Genomic DNA, 17708 nt, shown 5'->3' on the forward strand with positions numbered 1-17708 from the left:
AGGAGGGAAATTCCAAAGATGAAAGCGGAGAGGAGTGTTCCCGCCGCGACGAGCTTCGCCACAGGAAGACGCGAAAACGGCGTCAGCGCGAAATCGGCTCCGGTCTGGACCGAAGCGCGAAGCGCGCGGAAAGGGGTTCGAAAGCGCGGCCAACCGGCCGTGCGAACTCTCTTCGGACCGTCCAGAGCCTCGAGAAGTTCGGAGGCGCTCGCGTAGCGCCGAACCGGTCTTTTCTGCAGCAATCTTTGCAACACCCTGCGAACTTTGGGCGTCGCTCCCATGATCTTGTATATCTCGTCGGCCGGTTCGGCGGACCAGATGGCTCGGATTTCGTTGAGCCAGCCTTCTCCCGGGAACGGATAACGGCCGTAGCACAATTCATGATAGATCACGCCGGCTGCGAAAAGATCGCTTCGAGGGGTCGGGCGGTAACCCCGAAGCTGTTCCGGAGAAAGATAAATCGCGCGCGAATCGTTCATTTTGGGCCACCAAGCCGGCGGAAAGGCCGACTCCGGGCTATCCACGATGACGAGCCTTCCTTCGTTCGACAGGATCAAATTGCCGGGGTGGAGATTCCCGTGCGCCATCCCCTTGTCGTGGAGCGCGCTGAGACCGTCGGCGATTTGGAGGAGCTTGGATGTCGCCGCAAAAGCGTCGCCTGCCGCCAGCGTTCGGATGACAATCGAGAGCGGCGTACCCGGAATGAACTCACGCCAGGTGTATACGATCCCATCTTCCTCCAGAAGCCCCATTACTCGGGCCAAGGAAGGCTGTTGGATCGACGTTAACCGAGAAACCCGTTTTCGGATTTTTCTTCGAGAGATCCCATCCGGGCGTTTTAATACGAAGCTCGAATTCCCACTCTCCGAGGCGACATGAAACGTCACGCCCCTTCGAAGGACGCCGATCACACGGTACGGGCCGATCCATTCCGCTTCCCGTTCCCTGCTCTCGACCGTCCCCGCCTCGTTCATCACGAGCGCTCAGCCGCCGCGTGTGTGCATTTCAAGGTGCGGGTCGCGGCGAAGGCGATCCAAGTCGAAGAGAGGACCTCGTTCCGCCGTCGCCAGTCGTTGTTCGGCCCCTCGATCCGTTCGGTTCTCCCATCTTCGTGCGATAGCGTTACGCAAAACATTTGAAGACGCCCCTCCACGGAGCATATTTCGCAGGTCGATTCCGTGCGTGGCGTACAGACAGGGGTACCAAACGCCGTCGGCCGTCAGACGACTGCGGTCACAAGAGCGGCAGAACGGCTCGGTCACCGAGGCGATGACGCCGAAGGTTGTCCCGTCCGGAAGCCGAAATCTTCCGGCGGGGGCGGAGGAATCTCCCTCCACCGGCTCGACCGACCCGTAGTGCCGGCGCAATCGCCGGAGAATCTCCTTGCGCGGGACCACTTGGTCGATCGACCATCGGGTGGCGCCCCCAACATCCATATACTCGATAAAACGAACCTCGGCTTTCATCTGCTTGGCGAATTCGATAAGGGGCACGATTTCGTCGTCATTGAGGCCTAGGATGATCACGCTGTTGATCTTCAGGGAAACAAAACCGGTCCCCCGGGCGGTTCGCAGGCCCTCCAACACGTTGGCGTGGCTATCGCGGCCGGCGATCTTTTTGAATCGGTCTGGGCGAAGCGTATCGAGGCTGATGGTAACGCGGTCGAGACCGGCGGCTTTTAAAGCCGCCGCTTGTTCAGCAAGAAGAACGCCGTTGGTCGTCAAGGCGATATCGACGATTCCCGCCTTCCCTCGAAGCATTCGGACAAGCTCGGCCACGTCTCGGCGCACCAGCGGGTCCCCTCCCGTTATCCGGATCTTGTCGACGCCGAGATCCAAGAAACAGTCCACCAAAACCGAGATTTCCTCGAATTGCAGAATTTCGTCCCGCGGGACCCAACGGTATTCCTCCTCCGGCATGCAATACTGGCACCGAAGATTGCACCGATCGGTGACGGAGATTCGAAGGCTCTGGAGCGGCCGTTGATATCGGTCCCTAATCGCCATGGAGGTTACCTAGCTGAAAATGGGGCAAATGAAAACGAGACGACTTTTTTGACAACGCCCGCCGTTCAGTATTTACAAATGAGCCAAATTTTAAACGGGGCGACGCCCCAGGAAGGCAGGAAGTGATGAAGAAGCTTATGTCGGCCGCACTTTTGACGAGCGCGGTGATCTGGAGCGTGGCGTCAGCCGCGCAAAACTACAGCGTGATGGCCGGAAACTGGGCCGGATCGGTCACGACGAACCTAAAAGACACGTCCGGCGGCGGAAAGCCAATGGCTGAGGAAACGGGAACGCCGGTCACGATCACGTTCAGCAAAGTGAATAACGGACTGGCGGGAGAGAGCTTGGTCGGCGCCACAAAAGAAAAGTGGGCCATCCAAGGGGACAACTATACGTGGGATGACGGCGAGATTACCGTGACCTCAACCGCCGTGACGTTTGACAAACTCCCCGAGTGGGTAAAAAAGGAATCCGGAGTTACGCCGACGGATACCTATTTTGCGTTCAAGTATCTCACCTGCACGGTCAACGCGACGAAGAAGCCTTGCGAGATCGGCAAACATCTTCCCGACGGAATCGACAAATCGGGGATTTGGGTGTTCGCCGTAAAGGGCAATAAGCTGCAGAGCAACGTCTATTACACCTATTCCAACGGTGGGAAGCGGATTCTGGAGCAAAGCTTGTCGGCGAAGAAGTAGTTCGGCGGTACAGACTTGTCTTTGAAAACCTCGTGACGGAAACGTCGCGGGGTTTTTTTCAAACTTCTCTTGAAGTGGACGGAGTAAATCTGAGACACTAGAACCATGCCCAACGGGGCGCCGAAGAAATTTCTCTTCGTTTCCGACGACGGCCTTATCCACGACCTGGCGTGGGTTGTACGCAAGGAAGGAAACGAAGTCCGCTATTACATCCACGCGAAATCTGAAAAGACGGTTGCGGACGGGTTTGTCGACAAGACCGAGAATCTGGAGGAATCGATTCTTTGGGCCGACGTGATCGTCTTTGACGACGTCGGTTTCGGCGCCCAGGCGGACAAACTTCGAAAGGCGGGAAAGTTGGTCGTCGGCGGGTCGGTTTACGGCGATCGCCTGGAGCACGACCGCGATTTCGGCCAGGAGGAAATGAAAGCGGTCGGAATGACGACGCTGACCTCCCTTGATTTCCAGACCTTTGATGACGCGATCGCGTACGTGAGAGCCAATCCCAACCGTTATGTCGTGAAACCGAGCGGCAAAGCACAGAACGACAAGGTCCTCTCGTTCGTGGGCCAGGAAGACCAGGGCGAGGACATTGTTACGATTCTGGAACATTACAAGAAGACTTGGGGGGGAAAGATCAAGAGTTTCCAGCTTCAGAAATACGCCGCCGGCGTCGAAGTGGCCGTCGGCGCTTTTTTCAACGGCAATGATTTCATCCTCCCGGTCAACGTGAACTTCGAACACAAACGGATGTTCAACGACGAGGTCGGACCGTCGACGGGTGAAATGGGAACGTCGATGTTCTGGTCCGGTGAAAACCAGCTCTATCGAACCACGCTGGGCCGAATGACGGCCAAACTTCGAGAGGCTAAATACGTTGGGTACATCGACGTGAACTGTATCGTGAACGGGCGGGGGATCTATCCGCTCGAGTTCACCAGCCGTTTCGGTTACCCGACGATCAACATTCAGATCGAGGGGATCCTCTCCCGGTGGAGCGATTTTCTCCGCGCGCTTGCTGCCGGCGAGAATTTTGCTCTTCGGGCGAAGAAGGGATTCCAGGTCGGCGTCGTGATCGCCGTGCCGCCGTTTCCGTTCACCGACCGAGACACGTTTGAGAAATACTCCGGTGACGCGCCGATCATTTTCAAGAAGCCGATGACCGAAGGGCTCCATCCGGGGGACGTAAAGATCGTGGACAATGAGTGGGTTTTGGCGGGAAGCAGCGGTTATGCGCTGGTCGTGACCGGTTCCGGCTCAACGATGGAAGCGTCCCGGAAGGAAGCGTACAACCGCGTTCACAATATTCTGATCCCCAATATGTTTTATCGCACGGACATCGGCGAGCGCTGGGCTCGCGAGAGCGACCTGCTCCACACGTGGGGTTATTTGACCTGAAGCGCTTCGAACTTCGGGTAAGCTTCGCATACAGCCACTATGGCGTCGGCCGCCGCCTGAATCGACGTTTCTTTGCAGAAAACTTTCTCGTGGTTGTAATCCCCACCCGAACAGGGGATTCCCAGGAAAAACGTGTGCGGGCATTTTTCGCGGTATACGTCCACTTCGTCGGAATCAGCGATCGGGTCGGGAGAATCCTCGAAGAGCCGATAACGGAACCCCCGGAGTGCTTGAGATACGAACTGCCGGGTCACCGGGTCCGCGCACTTTTCGATCGTGAAATCCCAATCCCCGATAATTCCGGTGACATCCACCACCACGACAAGGTCGGTTGGGCGGATCTGATCTCGAAGTTCATAGGCTCCCGCGAAGGTCGTTTCCTCATGGTCGGTGAGGGCGAGGCGAGTCTGATCGCCCGTCATTCGGCCGGAAAAATAGGCGCGCATGACCGCGTGCACTCCGGCGAAGTTGTCGAGGTGGCCGAGGTACCCGTCCCTTTCTCGCGTGAGCTCGTGGTGCGTGAAGTTCGTATCCGCATGGCAAGAGATAATGAGCATATTGGGTGAGCGGGGCGGCATAGCAGTCTCCAAGTTTCCCGGTCAAGGAATTCGTTTGGTCGTTGACGGGCCGCAAAAAGTGTTTAATAACAAGTAGTTCTATGCAACTTCCGTCCGCAGGCGAACCTCAAGTCCTGACTCCGGCCGCGCGCCGGATTCTCGAGATTCGCCAAAAAATCGCCCGCGCGGCCGAAAAAACCGGGCGAGATCCCCTCTCCATTCGACTTATAGCCTCCAGCCGCGGGCTCATGGTGGATCCGGTACTGGATGCGGTGAACGCCGGAATCCGCGAGCTTTGCGAGGAGTACTTGCCCGAAGGGATCACCAAACGGCCGCCGGTGGATCACCGGGTCCCCGGGATCACGTGGCATTTCGTCGGTGAACTGCCTCCGCAGAAAATTCATTTGGCCGTGGAGTTTTTCGAGTGGATTCATTCGGTGGATCGAATCACGACGATTCGTTCGCTGTCCGAGGCCGTGGCGGCAAAAGGGAAAAAGGAGCTGAAGCTTCTGGTTGAAGTGAACCCCTTGGGAAAGCGGAAGCGGATGGGCGCCTCGCCCGAGGAGGTTCCGTTTCTGATCGAGGCTGTTCAAAGGATCCCCGGTGTTCGGTTAATGGGGCTCTCCATGAAGAACGAATCGGCATTTTCGGCGAAGGAATCCGTGGAGGCGTTTCGCGCCATGGAAAAACTGCGAAACGAATTTCTGAACAAAGGAGTTCTCCCAACGCAGGCGATCGATTTAGCCATGGGGAGTTCCCGTGACTTTGAGGAGGCGATCAGCCGTGGGGCCACGATTGTTCGGTTGGGGAAAGCTGTCTTTGGAACGCGTGCAGAGCAACAGTGGGCGGATGAGGGGTGGGAATCCTAGTGTCCAGAGTCCGAGATATCTTGATCGTCGGCCGCCGCTTCATCCCGGCTGGCCGCGTTGCTCCTCCTCGACGTACAGCCTTGCAAGTACGCCTTCGTCGTCGCGCCTTGCCATCCGGGCGTATCGGCGTCCTTTGTTATCAACCTATCTCGGACTCGGGACACGAAGGCGAGACTTAGTTCTCGGTCTCGGATAAGAGAAGTCGCCATGCGCGTCCAAAACACCGAGCGGATCTTTTTCGGCGTTCTATTTATCCTCGTCCTTTATTTCACGTACCAAACGATGCGTCCGTTTCTCCCGGGAATTATCTGGGCCGCGATGCTGGTGGTCGTTTTTTCCTCCTCCTATGAAAGAGTTCGACGGGCCTTCGGGGGGCGTCGGTTGTTGTCCGCTATCCTCATGAGCACTGTGATTACGGCTTTTATCGTGACGCCGATCGTATTTGCATTGATCAAAGTAAGCCAAGGGGTATTTCTCTTTTATCAATGGGTGGAAGCTAAGATCGCGTCGGGCGCATTCGATCCGGGATTGCTTCTAAACCGGTTCCCGAATCTGGCATCGGTGTTCAGTTGGCTCGGCCGAACCGATCCACAAGATCTCAATCTTCAGGAATGGAGCGGTTCCGTCGCCAAGGCCGTGGGGAAACTGTTGAGCGGGACCACAAACGTCCTGGCCGGTTTGGTGGGAAACGTCTTTACGCTGGTTGTGTTTTATTTCACGGCGATCGTTCTTTTTCATCACTCCCATAAGATCGTGCTGTCTATCCGGCGATTTCTGCCGATCGATGAAGAGGAAAAAGATCGGACGTTTCGTGCCGTGCGTGACGTCACACGCGCGGTTTTTTACGGAATTCTAGTCACCGCGTTGGTCCAGGGACTCTTGGCGACCATCGGCTTCGCGGTGGTCGGACTCTCTCGGGCGGTTATGCTCGGCGCGATGACGTTTATGGTGTCACTCATCCCCGGTGGAACGATGTTGGTTTGGGGCCCGGCGGTGGTCTATTTGTTTGCTACAGGCGCGGCGTGGTGGAAGCCGATTCTCCTACTGATCTGGAGTGTGGGAGTGGTTTCGACGGCCGATAATTTCATTCGACCGATCTTCATCAGTCGCAGCGTCGAGCTTCCGGTGATCTTGGTCTTCTTCGGCGTACTTGGAGGACTGTTGGCGTTCGGTTTAATCGGTCTCTTCCTGGGACCGGTGGTCCTCACGGTTTTTCTTCTCTTGTTGGATGTGATCGGACGGGATCTTGCGAGGTCGGAAAAGGCTTCCCCCTAAGATCGCACCTCGCTCGACTTTGCAAAGCTCCTGCATTATAAAAAGGTGTTCCGTTTGGTCAGCTCGCCTTCCGGTCTTTCCTTGGTTTGATCGTGAATTCGGCCGCGCTCCAAAACGTTCCTGTTAACTTCAAAAAACCAGGGGAGGGCAATCACAAGTGAATAAGAAACTGTACGTGGGAAATCTCCCTTTCAGCGCAGACGAAAATGCGCTTCGAGAATTGTTCGCGGGCGAAGGACGAAAAGTGGCATCCTCTCAAATCATCAGCGACCGGCAGACGGGCCGATCCCGCGGTTTCGGTTTCGTGGAGATGGAGACGGAAGAAGACGCCGAAAAGGCGATTGCCGCTCTCAACGGAAAGGAATGGGAAGGGCGGGCGCTGGTCGTGAACGAAGCCCGGGAAAAGGGCCCCGGCGAGGGTCGCGGCCCGCAACGTTCCGGTGGTGGATTCGGTCGCGGGGGCGGGCGGCCCGGCCGAGGCGGTTCCGGCGGTGGAGACCGATACTAACCGGCTGTTGGAAAAGGCTCATTTGCTTCGTTGCCGCTGCACTCGCGGTCCTCACAGCCATCCCAAGGCTGCTCCGGCCGCTCGTTTGCGGCGGCCTCGCAACTGAGACCTTTTTGAGCAGCCCGGGAAAGCGCACTTTTTTCAGAAGAATATTTTTTGCGGCGGTGGCTCTGCTTTGGAGCGCTCCCGCCGTGGCGGATTCTTCAGATGTCTCCGCGTTTCCCCGGGGGCATTTATTTCTTCCGCTTTTGGCCGACCCGAAACAGCCTCAGTTTCGGCTGAGCACCTGGTGGGTAGATACGTCGGCGCCGCTGGATGTCGGAGGCTTTGCCGTTTTCGGCGAGACATTCGGATTGATGAGGCTTCAAAACGAGCCGTCGAATTCGGCGTTTCAGATTGAAGTGGCCGGAGGGGTTTTCGCCCAGTTCGATCTCGCATCGCCCTCGTCGGACTTGATCAATGCGGACTATACTGGCGGGCTTCCGATCACTTATCGGAAGGAGAATTTTTCGGCCCGGTTTCGCGTATACCACCAAAGTTCACACTTAGGGGATGAGTTCCTCATCAATCAGAATCCGGCACGAATTAACTTAAGTTACGAGGCGATCGAAATTCTCGGCGCGTACGATGTAGGTGGTTTCCGGTTCTACGGCGGAGGTGAATATTTCGTGCGTACCGATCCGGACGATGTGGACCCGGGTGTCATTCATCTTGGCGTGGAATACAGGCATGGAACCCCGTTCGCTCGTTTCACGGAAAACACGGCCGGAAGGTGGGTAGGGGGTGTCGATCTCAGAATGTGGCAAGAAGACGATTTCATTCCCGCCGTCAGCTTCAAAGGGGGCATGGAGATCGGCCCCGAGAGTAACCCGGAAGAAAAAGAACGGTACCTCCGAGTCCTCTTTGAATTTTATCGAGGCATTTCGCCCCACGGACAATTCTTCCTCCAGGACGTCCACGTCCTCGGCGTCGGAATGGGCTTACAGATCGGACTCTGAACCGGTCCGGCTCGTTTCGAGCGCGTGGACGAGCGTGACGATGGCCTGATTGATAGGCGTTGGGACCTTGCGGCTTGCGCCGTGGCGAACGACGGCGCCGTTGAGAAAATCGATTTCGGTCGGCTTTCCGGCCACGAAATCGGACCACATCGACGTGCGTGTATGCAGGATGCCCGAGCCTTGATCGTCTTTAGCGGAAAAGAACCGATTTGCGTAATCGGCCGCCAGACGGATTCCGAGAGCTTGGGCCACGGACATGACTTCGGAAGATATCTGATGCCCCAGGTCGGCGAGAGACGGTTGCTTCCGGATCTCTCCCACCGTCAGTCGGGTCAGAAGACAGAGTGGATTGAAAACGGCATTCCAGCTTAATTTTTTCCATTTGGTCAGACGAATGTCGGGAGCCGACGAAACCTGCACGTCGCTTTTTTGAAACGCATCGAGGATGGATTGGAATGAGCGGCTCGATTCGGCTCCCCATTTGCCCAACGCCAATCTTCCGGGGGACGTCACCTCAAGGACGCCGGGCTCCAAGATCTTGGCGTCGATATAAACCACGCCGCCAAGAATTTCGTTTTTCGGGAAAAACCCACTGCAAATCTCTTCGGCGTCCACGCCGTTCTGAAGCGTAACGAAGGTGACGTTTGAAGAAATATGTTCTTCGAGCGATTGGAGGGCGTTCTCCAAATCCGTGCATTTGAGTCCGAGGACAAGAACGTCGAACGTTCCGGCCGCTTTTACGTGATCGAACGTTTGTATCCGAACTTCCGCGTTTTCAAATCCCGTGTAACGCAATCCTTTTTTCGCAATCGCTTCCCTATGCGCGCCACGGACCACAGCTGCAACGTCCACACCGGCCTGCGCCAGCCTTGACGCGAAGTAGCCGCCGACGCCTCCGACACCCAAGAATACGAATCTCATTTTCGGAACTCATACCGGAGCTTGAGGAGCGAGACAAATGGGGCGTTCACGAAGACCCCTGAATTGTGCGGCAAACAGCGGTATGTTAATGGCGGCTGCCAAGGTCCGAATGCACCGCATAAAAATCGTCATTGCCATCCTGGCATTAGGGAGCATCGGCTTGGTTGCGTATCTCATCGTGCGCGGCGTGGCGGAAGTCGGTCAGCTCAAACATCGGTATCCGGTCATTCATTATAACGGCGCGAAAGAACAGCCCCTGGTCACTCTGGAGAAGAAGCGTCCGGCATCCTGGGTTACGATCGACCAGGTCTCTCGTTCCGTCGTCGGTGCGGTTTTGGTGAGCGAGGACTGGGCCTTTTATCAACATAAAGGTTTCGATCCGAAACAGATCGAAGAGTCCATCAAGGTTAATCTGAAAAAAAAGGGGCTTGTTCGTGGCGCCAGCACGATTACGCAACAGGTCGCGCGCAACGTGTTCTTAAGTCACAAGAAGAGTCTTTGGCGCAAATTCCGGGAACTCGTTTTGGCGATGTTGTTGGAGCGGGAGATGACCAAGCGGCAGATCCTGGAGGTCTATATGAACGTCGCCGAATGGGGGGAAGGAACGTACGGAATATCGGCCGCGTCGCATCTGTATTTCAACGAGCCGCCGGCGCGGCTCGGCGCCAAGGAAGGGGCGTTCCTGGCCATGCTTCTGCCAAGCCCAAAACGGTACGGCGTTTCTTTCCGGCAACGAATGCTCACACCGCATGCCGGAAGAACGATCCACGCGATACTCGATAAAATGGTTCAGGCGGGCTACTTGAGTCCTGCCGAATTGGAAAATGAAGAGTTGAAACCGCTGGCTTTTGAAAAACCGATCGGAGAGGAAGAGATGCGATTGGTCGATCCCAAGGAGTTGCAGGAGGAGGCCCTACCGGAGATCGCGGATGACTGGTATTAGACGGTACCGTCACCGGAGAGAATTCCTGTCGGTCGATGGAGTATGAGGACCCATTCGACGTCATGGGCTCGTTCGACATTGTATTTGACGCACCCGCCCCGATCGCAGCTCCAAAACCCCCCACGGGGTATTAAGACTAAATTATTCTTTCGCCGCATTTGGCGTAATCAATTTTGGAGCTAGCGCTCCGCGGCGGGATTTTTTGATTGCCAAAAGGGGGGAGAAGTCCCATCGTATCGGGTCGCAATCGATTGCAGGCGGCCATGTTCGCGGGTGTTTCCACAGAATTTCTTCTCGTCTCGATCGTCTCGCTTTTCACGATCGTCAATCCATTGGGGGCGACCCCTTTCTTTCTGGCTCACACGTCAAACCTTGGGAAAAAAGAACGAAATTCAATCGCTCGGAGAGCGAGCGTAGCTTGCTTTCTGGTGCTCGTTTTCTTCGCTCTGGCGGGTAAAGTCCTTTTTGAATTGATGGGAATTACGATCCCGGCTTTTCGTATCGCCGGAGGAATTTTGGTCGGTATGTCCGCTCTAGATATGGTGAAAGGAGCGAATGTTCGTAGCCGAACTCTTCCGGAAGAGCAGGAAGAAGCGCTGGCAAAAAGCGACATTTCGATCATTCCGTTGGCGATCCCCTTGCTTTCAGGTCCCGGGGCTATTTCCACGGTGATGGTACTTATGGCCCGCGGAAGGAGCTGGAACCAGGATGCGGTCATTCTGGGAATCGTGTTTCTCGTGAGCGTGTCGACCTATCTAATCCTGGTGCACTCATCGTATCTGTTGCGGATCATCGGGCCGTCGGGAGTTCGCGTGATGAACCGTCTCATGGGACTGATGTTGGCCGCGATTTCCGTCCAATTTGTGATCAATGGTCTCAAGGACATCGTCCCCGAGCTGGTCGGTTCGATTCACCGCGGACGCTGAACCTCCTGGTTGACATCGGCCGCCGGGACTCTATCATCCGCGGCCGCCATGATCGCCAAACAGCTTAAAGTCGGGATGATCGTGGAGTACCAGAAGGGGCTCTACCGCGTTCTCCACACCCAAATTATCGCTCCGGGGAACTGGAGGGCGTTCGTTCAGGCTAAGCTTCGGAATATCGTGTCGGGCACACAAACCGAAACCCGCTTTCGGACGGATGAGGATCTTCAGCGGGCCGTGCTGGATCGCAAAGACGTTGAATTCCTTTACGCCGACGGGGAGAGCTATCACGTGATGGACACCCAATCGTACGAACAATTTCACTTGACGGCCGAGCTCTTGGGAGACGCCGTCAGGTTCCTAAAACCGAACATGCGATTTGCCGTCGATAGTTACGAGGGGAGACCCGTGGGTGTGGAGTTGCCTCAGACGGTAACCCTGAAAGTGGTGGAAACCGATCCTTTTATGAAGAGTGCGACAGTGACCAACTCCTACAAGACGGCCAAGTTGGAGACCGGAGCATCGATTCAAGTGCCCGGATTCATCTCTGAAGGGGAGATGGTCGAAATCGACACGGCTACCGGCGAGTATCTCGGAAAGGCCAAATAAGAAAAAAAATGGAAAAACCCGCGCCGACGGAGTTCCCGGTTCACGATCTGATTCGCCGGCGGTGGAGTCCGCGGGCGATCGATCCGACGCGGCTTGTTGAGCGCGAAAAGCTTCTGGTTCTTTTGGAGGCTGCCCGTTGGGCGCCTTCCTGTTTCAACGAACAACCCTGGCATTATTTAGTATTCGAACCCTCGAATGCGGCTGTGCTTGAGGAGGCCCGCTCTTGTCTTGTGGAAGGGAATCGATGGGCCAAAAGCGCGCCGGTACTTCTTTTGTCCGTCGCCAAAGAGACCTTCACTCGAAACGGCAAACCCAATCGACATGCGCACCACGATGTCGGCTTGGCCTCCGAAAACCTGGTGCTTCAGGCGGTGGATGTGGGGCTGACGGCCCATCAAATGGCCGGGTTCGACGCCGAAAAGGCGCGTCAATTATTCGGGATTCCCGAAGGGTTCACGCCGATGGCCATGATTGCGCTGGGTTACGCGCCAGATCCTCAATCGTTGGCGGATGACGTTCGGAAACGAGAAGAAGAACCTCGTACGCGAAAGCCGATGATCGAATGGGCGCACGACGGCCATTGGTCGAAGCCGATGAACATGAAATAGTGATTTTGATCAGCCTGGCGCGGACGCTGGCGGTTTCTGGACTTTAGCGCGCGCTCGGGTACAAGGATGTCGCTGTCAGTTCAATTGGAATCCATTACTCTTTTAAGGAGGTCTTTTCGATGAAATTTTTTGCATTACTCGTTCTTGGAACTGCTTTGACCGTAGGATCCGCTTTAGCTGCGGACCCTGCCAAGAAAGCTGAGACAAAAGCAAAAACGACGACAACAACGACGGCTGCCACCACGGCGACGTGGACGGATCAGGCGAACGTGACCAAGCATGTGAAAGAGCATCTGACTTTCACGGCCACCGGCATGACAAAAGCGGAGATCCTGAAGGTCTGCAATAACATGACGGATATTTCCGAAAACGACAAGAAGCTGTTTGCTCAAAAGCTCCCGGAAGGGACCTACAAGAGCGCGGAAGAAGTCATTAAAGCCGTCGGGCTGTAAGGTTTTTTAGGGACACCCTATTTGGTTTCCGAGTGGTCGCCCAATCGGGGTGGCGCTCGGAAGCAAGTAGGGTGTCCTCTCGCGATGCCATTACACACGCGAATGTTGATCGGCGCTTTTACCGGCGCCGCCCTGGGAGTCGCCGCGTTTCTCCTGTTCGGACAGGATCCTCGTCTCGCTTGGGTCATTCGATACTTTACACAACCTGCGGGGCAAATTTTTCTGCGCCTGCTTTTCATGCTCATTATCCCCCTTGTTTTTTCGGCTCTCGTTCTGGGCGTCGTAGGCCTGGGGGACGTTCGGAGACTCGGTCGCATCGGTCTGAAGACGCTGATCTACACCATTTTTGTCTCGTCGATCGCCGTGGGAATCGGAATTTTTCTCGTAAACGTTCTGAGACCGGGGGAGGGGATGTCGGAAGCTGCCAAAGCCCGTCTCTTGGAGGGGGCGGCGCAGCGGGCCTCCATCCTTTCTACGGCGACGGCTCCAAAGACCGGAATGGACCTTTTGATTCAAATCGTTCCGGACAACCCGATCAAAGCCGCCGTCAATGGGGACCTCTTGGCGGTGATGTTCTTTTCTCTCATGCTCGGTATCGGTCTTTCAATGACGCAAACGGAGGCTTCCAAACGTTTTCAGGAGGCCGTGGAAGGCTTGTACGACGTGACGATGAAGTTGATCCACGTCGTCATCTCGTTCGCGCCGATCGGTGTGGCGGCACTTTTATTTACGCTCACGGCTCAACTGGGGTACGAGATCGTGTGGCAACTCGCGCGCTTCGTGGGGGTCGTTCTTCTCGGACTCGCGATTCATCAATTCGTTGTCTACTCGTTCACGGTGAAGTTCATGGGGAAAATGAGCCCCGTTACGTTCTTTCGGGGAATCAGCGAAGCGATGCTGACCGCCTTTTCCACCGCTTCAAGTAACGCAACCCTTCCGACGTCGATTCAGGTGGCGGAGGAAAATCTAAAGCTTCCCCCGCACGTCAGCCGATTTGTCCTTACGGTGGGATCCACGGCCAACCAAAACGGAACGGCTCTGTTTGAGGGGGTGACGGTTCTGTTCTTGGCGCAATTCTACGGAATTCACCTCGTCCTGACGCAGCAGCTGATGGTAGTGGGAGTTTGTATTCTGGGTGGCATCGGCACGGCGGGTGTTCCGGCCGGCTCGATACCTGTTGTGGCGATGATCTTGGGAATGGTGGGAGTCCCGGTGGAAGGGATCGGCCTCATCTTGGGAGTGGATCGGTTCCTCGATATGTGCCGGACGACGCTGAACGTAACAGGCGATCTGGCGGCGGCGGTCGTGATCTCGCGCGGGGAAGAATGGCTCGTTCCGGGAACCGTCCCGGTCTCACTCCAAAGCGGCGCTCCAACCACCTAGCTTTTTCTCGACCGGAACGTTGTCCCCTGATACAACCTCCCCGCTCTAGGATCTAACCCGTGGAGATAATTATGAATTTACGAACTCTTGGATCCCGCCTGGGCCTCTTTTTCACCCTCCTTTTCGTTCAGACTTCGGCGGCCTTGGCCGGCGAGGCGGAGCTCATCCTTCCGGATGTCCGGACGGTGACCTTCAGCGGCGCTTCCGGCGGAACCATCCTGACGTTTGGACTCCTCATCAGCGCCATCGGTTTCCTCTTTGGCGTCGTGATGTATTCCAAGCTCCGGCGATTGCCGGTGCACAGCTCGATGCTGGAGATTTCGGACCTGATCTACGAGAGCTGCAAGCAGTACCTCATCACGCAAGGGAAATTCATCCTTCTGCTCGAGCTCTTTATCGGGGCCATTATGGTCGTTTACTTCGGATGGCTTCGACACCTCCCCGTCAATCGGGTGGCCGTCATCCTCTTTTTCAGTTTGGTCGGTATCGCCGGCAGTTACGGCGTGGCGTGGTTCGGCATCCGGATCAACACGGTGGCCAATTCCCGGGCGGCGTTTGCGAGTCTTCAGGGTAAACCGTTCCCGACGTACGCCATTCCACTCAAGGCGGGGATGAGCATCGGCCTCGCGCTCATCAGCGTGGAACTCTTCATCATGCTCGCGATTCTTCTTTTTATTCCGGGGGACTATGCCGGCCCCTGCTTCATCGGGTTCGCCATCGGCGAATCGCTCGGGGCGGCGGCCCTTCGGATCGCCGGCGGAATCTTCACCAAGATCGCCGACATCGGCTCCGATCTCATGAAGATCGTCTTCAAGATTAAGGAAGATGACGCCCGAAATCCCGGGGTCGTGGCCGACTGTGCCGGAGACAACGCCGGCGACTCGGTCGGCCCCAGCGCCGACGGGTTCGAGACGTATGGCGTGACCGGCGTTGCGCTCATCGCCTTCATCCTGATCGCCGTAAAAGATCCGGCCATTCAGGTTCAGCTTCTCGTTTGGATCTTTGCGATGCGCATCATGATGATCGTGACCAGTATGGTTTCGTACTTAGTCAACGAGTCGTTCGCTCGTGCGAGGTATCTAAATGCCGAGAAAATGAATTTTGAGGCGCCGCTGACGTCACTTGTATGGCTGACCTCGATCATTTCCGTGGTCGTAACCTATATTGTTTCTTATCTCCTGATCCCCGGTTTGGGAGACGGGACGCTTTGGTGGAAACTCTCGACGATTATCACATGCGGCACGATCGCGGGCGCCGTGATTCCCGAACTGGTCAAAATTTTTACATCTACGGAGTCGGGCCACGTCCAAGAAATTGTCACTTCCTCGCGGGAAGGGGGCGCCTCTCTGAATATTCTTTCCGGTCTGATCGCCGGGAATTTCAGCGCGTATTGGATGGGCCTTGTCATCGTGGGATTGATGGGCATTGCTTACTACATGAGCCTTCAAGGGCTCGTTGTTTTGATGATAGCCCCGGCCGTCTTTGCGTTCGGCCTTGTGGCGTTCGGGTTTTTGGGGATGGGACCGGTGACGATCGCCGTGGATTCATATGGACCTGTGACGGACAACGCACAGTCGGTCTATGAACTTTCGACGATCGAGACGTTGCCGGGAATCAAGGATGATCTCAAGAAGAACTTCGGGTTCGAACCAAACTTCGCCCGAGCCAAACACCTTTTGGAGAGTAATGACAGTGCGGGGAACACGTTCAAGGCGACGGCCAAACCGGTCTTGATCGGAACGGCCGTCGTGGGCGCCACGACGCTGATCTTTTCAATCATCGTTCTCTTAACGCACGGCTTAGTCGAGAACGTGGATAAGCTCTCGCTGCTCCATCCGCCGTTTCTTCTCGGATTGGTGACGGGAGGAGCGATTATTTACTGGTTCACGGGCGCTTCGTGCCAAGCCGTGACGACCGGTGCTTATCGAGCGGTCCAGTTCATCAAGGCGAACATCAAACTGGAGGGTTCGACCAAGGCGTCCGTTTCCGACAGCAAGCACGTCGTCGAGATCTGCACGCAGTATGCGCAAAAAGGGATGTTCAATATCTTTCTGACCGTCTTTTTCTCGACGTTGGCGTTCGCTTGCCTCGAGCCGTTTTTCTTCATCGGCTATCTGATCTCTATCGCTCTCTTCGGTCTCTATCAGGCTATTTTCATGGCCAATGCCGGCGGCGCTTGGGATAACGCCAAGAAATGGGTGGAGGTGGAGCTCAACGAAAAGGGGACCCCCCTGCACGCGGCTACGGTCGTCGGGGATACGGTCGGGGATCCGTTCAAGGACACGTCGTCCGTGGCGATGAATCCGATCATCAAGTTCACGACGCTCTTCGGTCTTCTGGCTGTGGAAATGGCGATCGAGCTCAATCGGGGCACAAGCCGAATGCTGGCGGCCATCTTTTTCGCCCTTTCGCTGATTTTTGTTTGGCGGTCGTTTTACGCTATGAGGATTCCAGTGGCAGAAGCGGCTGCGAGGGAGGTACGCAAAAGCGCCACGGGAGGTGCACGATGAAGAGCTTGCCTGGGTTTTTCCTCGCGGTTTGGGTGACGTCGGCATTGGCGGCGCCGGATTGGGAAAAGGCGAATCCGATTCAGCCGCTGCCCAAACCGCCGCTAGGAATCGACAGTCAGTGGAGCGATCTGAAGGACCCGCCCACACCCGAAAGTGTTCGTCTCGGCCGGTGGCTCTTTTTCGATAAGCGTCTTTCGGCGGACGGAACGATCTCCTGCGCGTCTTGCCATGTCCCGGAACATGCGTTTTCGGAGCGGACTCCCGTATCGACGGGGATTCGCGGACAAAAGGGCGGAAGAAAGGCCCCCTCGTTCGTCAATCAGGCGTGGGCCCTCTATCCCAATTTCTTTTGGGACGGTCGGGCAAGTTCGCTGGAAACGCAGGCGGGCGGACCGATGGAAAATCCGATCGAAATGGGCAATACGCACGCGGCCGTCGTAAACACCTGCTCGCAAGTCAGCGGATACAAGAAATATTTTAAAGAAGCGTTCGGAAGCGAGGATGTCAGCATCGATCGGATCAAGAGGGCCATCGCCGACTACGAGCGCACCCGCATGAGCGGAAACTCCGCATACGACCGATTCATCGACGGCGACAAATCCGCGCTCTCCGCGGAAGCCCAAACAGGAATGGATCTTTTTTTTGGAAAAGCGGAATGCAATCAATGCCACCTTGGCCAAAACCTTTCCGACAGCCTTTTTCATAATCTGGGTATCGGATGGAATCCGAAGAGTAAGAAATTCGCCGATCAGGGGCGGATCGTCGTGAGCAAAAAGAAAGAAGATCTGGGGGCGTTCAAGACGCCCACGGTTCGCGACGTCACAAAGCATCCGCCGTATATGCACGACGGATCGATCCGGACGCTTCGTGAGGTCGTCGACCATTACAACAAGGGTGGCCACAAAAACCCGCAGTTGTCGCCAAAAATTCGGCCGCTCCATATGAATGAAAAGGAAGTCGCCGCTATCGTGGCGTTCATGGAGTCGCTGGACGGCGAGGGCTACATGGACAAAGCCCCCGCTTCGTTTCCACAGTAAAGCTTCCGTGTTT

18 protein-coding genes are annotated in these 17708 nt (G+C 56.0%); 14 read left to right on the forward strand and 4 right to left on the reverse strand.

Annotated features, from left to right (window positions below; translation table 11 throughout):
• A partial coding sequence (locus VI895_02790) for a protein kinase (protein HLG18728.1) occupies window positions 1-974 on the reverse strand: 974 nt, incomplete at its 3' end.
• Between the two features lie 9 nt (window positions 975-983).
• Window positions 984-2006, reverse strand: coding sequence for a GTP 3',8-cyclase MoaA (gene moaA, locus VI895_02795; protein ID HLG18729.1), 1023 nt, complete (start codon window positions 2004-2006; stop codon window positions 984-986).
• Window positions 2007-2128: 122 nt separating this feature from the next.
• On the opposite strand from moaA, the gene VI895_02800 reads away from it, so the two are divergent.
• Window positions 2129-2704, forward strand: a complete 576-nt coding sequence (locus tag VI895_02800) for a hypothetical protein (protein HLG18730.1) — start codon at window positions 2129-2131, stop codon at window positions 2702-2704.
• A gap of 105 nt (window positions 2705-2809) precedes the next feature.
• Window positions 2810-4102 (forward strand): phosphoribosylamine--glycine ligase, encoded by a 1293-nt coding sequence (locus VI895_02805; protein HLG18731.1) that lies wholly within the window; start codon window positions 2810-2812, stop codon window positions 4100-4102.
• On the opposite strand, the gene VI895_02810 is transcribed toward VI895_02805, so the two are convergent.
• Window positions 4090-4680, reverse strand: coding sequence for a hypothetical protein (locus VI895_02810; protein HLG18732.1), 591 nt, complete (start codon window positions 4678-4680; stop codon window positions 4090-4092). The two genes, VI895_02805 and VI895_02810, sit on opposite strands and share 13 nt — an antisense overlap.
• Window positions 4681-4760: 80 nt before the next feature.
• Here VI895_02810 and VI895_02815 point away from each other — a divergent pair, with 80 nt between their 5' ends.
• From VI895_02815 to VI895_02830, 4 genes are all read left to right on the forward strand, one after another.
• On the forward strand, window positions 4761-5528 hold the full coding sequence (locus VI895_02815; GenBank protein HLG18733.1) for a YggS family pyridoxal phosphate-dependent enzyme: 768 nt from the start codon (window positions 4761-4763) through the stop codon (window positions 5526-5528).
• A gap of 207 nt (window positions 5529-5735) precedes the next feature.
• The gene (locus VI895_02820; protein HLG18734.1) at window positions 5736-6803 is read left to right on the forward strand and encodes an AI-2E family transporter; all 1068 of its coding nucleotides are present in this window, start codon (window positions 5736-5738) and stop codon (window positions 6801-6803) included.
• A 157-nt stretch (window positions 6804-6960) separates the two neighbouring features.
• On the forward strand, window positions 6961-7311 hold the full coding sequence (locus tag VI895_02825) for an RNA-binding protein (GenBank protein ID HLG18735.1): 351 nt from the start codon (window positions 6961-6963) through the stop codon (window positions 7309-7311).
• 191 nt (window positions 7312-7502) lie between these two features.
• The gene (locus VI895_02830) at window positions 7503-8309 is read left to right on the forward strand and encodes a DUF1207 domain-containing protein (protein HLG18736.1); all 807 of its coding nucleotides are present in this window, start codon (window positions 7503-7505) and stop codon (window positions 8307-8309) included.
• Here the strand turns inward: VI895_02830 and VI895_02835 are convergent.
• Complete coding sequence (locus VI895_02835; protein HLG18737.1) at window positions 8292-9230, reverse strand: 2-dehydropantoate 2-reductase; 939 nt, start codon at window positions 9228-9230, stop codon at window positions 8292-8294. The genes VI895_02830 and VI895_02835 overlap by 18 nt on opposite strands.
• A gap of 109 nt (window positions 9231-9339) precedes the next feature.
• Here VI895_02835 and VI895_02840 point away from each other — a divergent pair, with 109 nt between their 5' ends.
• The 8 genes from VI895_02840 (at window position 9340) to VI895_02875 (ending at window position 17695) form a co-directional block, all read left to right on the forward strand.
• The gene (locus tag VI895_02840; protein ID HLG18738.1) at window positions 9340-10173 is read left to right on the forward strand and encodes a biosynthetic peptidoglycan transglycosylase; all 834 of its coding nucleotides are present in this window, start codon (window positions 9340-9342) and stop codon (window positions 10171-10173) included.
• Between the two features lie 263 nt (window positions 10174-10436).
• The gene (locus tag VI895_02845; protein ID HLG18739.1) at window positions 10437-11099 is read left to right on the forward strand and encodes a MarC family protein; all 663 of its coding nucleotides are present in this window, start codon (window positions 10437-10439) and stop codon (window positions 11097-11099) included.
• Between the two features lie 48 nt (window positions 11100-11147).
• Window positions 11148-11705 (forward strand): elongation factor P, encoded by a 558-nt coding sequence (gene efp / locus VI895_02850; GenBank protein HLG18740.1) that lies wholly within the window; start codon window positions 11148-11150, stop codon window positions 11703-11705.
• 8 nt (window positions 11706-11713) lie between these two features.
• On the forward strand, window positions 11714-12313 hold the full coding sequence (locus tag VI895_02855; GenBank protein HLG18741.1) for a nitroreductase family protein: 600 nt from the start codon (window positions 11714-11716) through the stop codon (window positions 12311-12313).
• 119 nt (window positions 12314-12432) lie between these two features.
• Window positions 12433-12765 carry a hypothetical protein gene (locus VI895_02860; GenBank protein ID HLG18742.1) on the forward strand — a complete coding sequence of 111 codons (333 nt, stop codon included), beginning with the start codon at window positions 12433-12435 and terminating at the stop codon, window positions 12763-12765.
• 84 nt (window positions 12766-12849) lie between these two features.
• Entirely contained in the window at window positions 12850-14148 is a 1299-nt protein-coding gene (locus VI895_02865; protein HLG18743.1) for a dicarboxylate/amino acid:cation symporter, read from the forward strand.
• 71 nt (window positions 14149-14219) lie between these two features.
• Window positions 14220-16658: a sodium-translocating pyrophosphatase gene (locus VI895_02870; GenBank protein ID HLG18744.1), complete on the forward strand. Its 2439-nt coding sequence runs from the start codon at window positions 14220-14222 to the stop codon at window positions 16656-16658.
• Window positions 16655-17695: a cytochrome c peroxidase gene (locus VI895_02875; GenBank protein HLG18745.1), complete on the forward strand. Its 1041-nt coding sequence runs from the start codon at window positions 16655-16657 to the stop codon at window positions 17693-17695. The genes VI895_02870 and VI895_02875 overlap by 4 nt, the downstream gene beginning before the upstream one ends.
• Window positions 17696-17708 lie beyond the last annotated feature (13 nt).

It is taken from the genome of Bdellovibrionota bacterium, assembly GCA_035292885.1.
Classification (GTDB): Bacteria; Bdellovibrionota_G; JALEGL01; order JALEGL01; family DATDPG01; genus DATDPG01.

Excerpts from the sequence above, each read along its gene's own strand:
- moaA (HLG18729.1), bottom strand. The coding sequence starts at position 2,006 with ATGGCGATTAGGGACCGATATCAACGGCCGCTCCAGAGCCTTCGAATC.
- VI895_02805 (HLG18731.1), top strand. The coding sequence starts at position 2,810 with ATGCCCAACGGGGCGCCGAAGAAATTTCTCTTCGTTTCCGACGACGGC.
- VI895_02810 (HLG18732.1), bottom strand. The coding sequence starts at position 4,680 with ATGCCGCCCCGCTCACCCAATATGCTCATTATCTCTTGCCATGCGGAT.
- VI895_02815 (HLG18733.1), top strand. The coding sequence starts at position 4,761 with ATGCAACTTCCGTCCGCAGGCGAACCTCAAGTCCTGACTCCGGCCGCG.
- VI895_02820 (HLG18734.1), top strand. The coding sequence starts at position 5,736 with ATGCGCGTCCAAAACACCGAGCGGATCTTTTTCGGCGTTCTATTTATC.
- VI895_02835 (HLG18737.1), bottom strand. The coding sequence starts at position 9,230 with ATGAGATTCGTATTCTTGGGTGTCGGAGGCGTCGGCGGCTACTTCGCG.
- VI895_02840 (HLG18738.1), top strand. The coding sequence starts at position 9,340 with ATGCACCGCATAAAAATCGTCATTGCCATCCTGGCATTAGGGAGCATC.
- VI895_02845 (HLG18739.1), top strand. The coding sequence starts at position 10,437 with ATGTTCGCGGGTGTTTCCACAGAATTTCTTCTCGTCTCGATCGTCTCG.
- efp (HLG18740.1), top strand. The coding sequence starts at position 11,148 with ATGATCGCCAAACAGCTTAAAGTCGGGATGATCGTGGAGTACCAGAAG.
- VI895_02855 (HLG18741.1), top strand. The coding sequence starts at position 11,714 with ATGGAAAAACCCGCGCCGACGGAGTTCCCGGTTCACGATCTGATTCGC.
- VI895_02860 (HLG18742.1), top strand. The coding sequence starts at position 12,433 with ATGAAATTTTTTGCATTACTCGTTCTTGGAACTGCTTTGACCGTAGGA.
- VI895_02865 (HLG18743.1), top strand. The coding sequence starts at position 12,850 with ATGCCATTACACACGCGAATGTTGATCGGCGCTTTTACCGGCGCCGCC.
- VI895_02870 (HLG18744.1), top strand. The coding sequence starts at position 14,220 with ATGAATTTACGAACTCTTGGATCCCGCCTGGGCCTCTTTTTCACCCTC.
- VI895_02875 (HLG18745.1), top strand. The coding sequence starts at position 16,655 with ATGAAGAGCTTGCCTGGGTTTTTCCTCGCGGTTTGGGTGACGTCGGCA.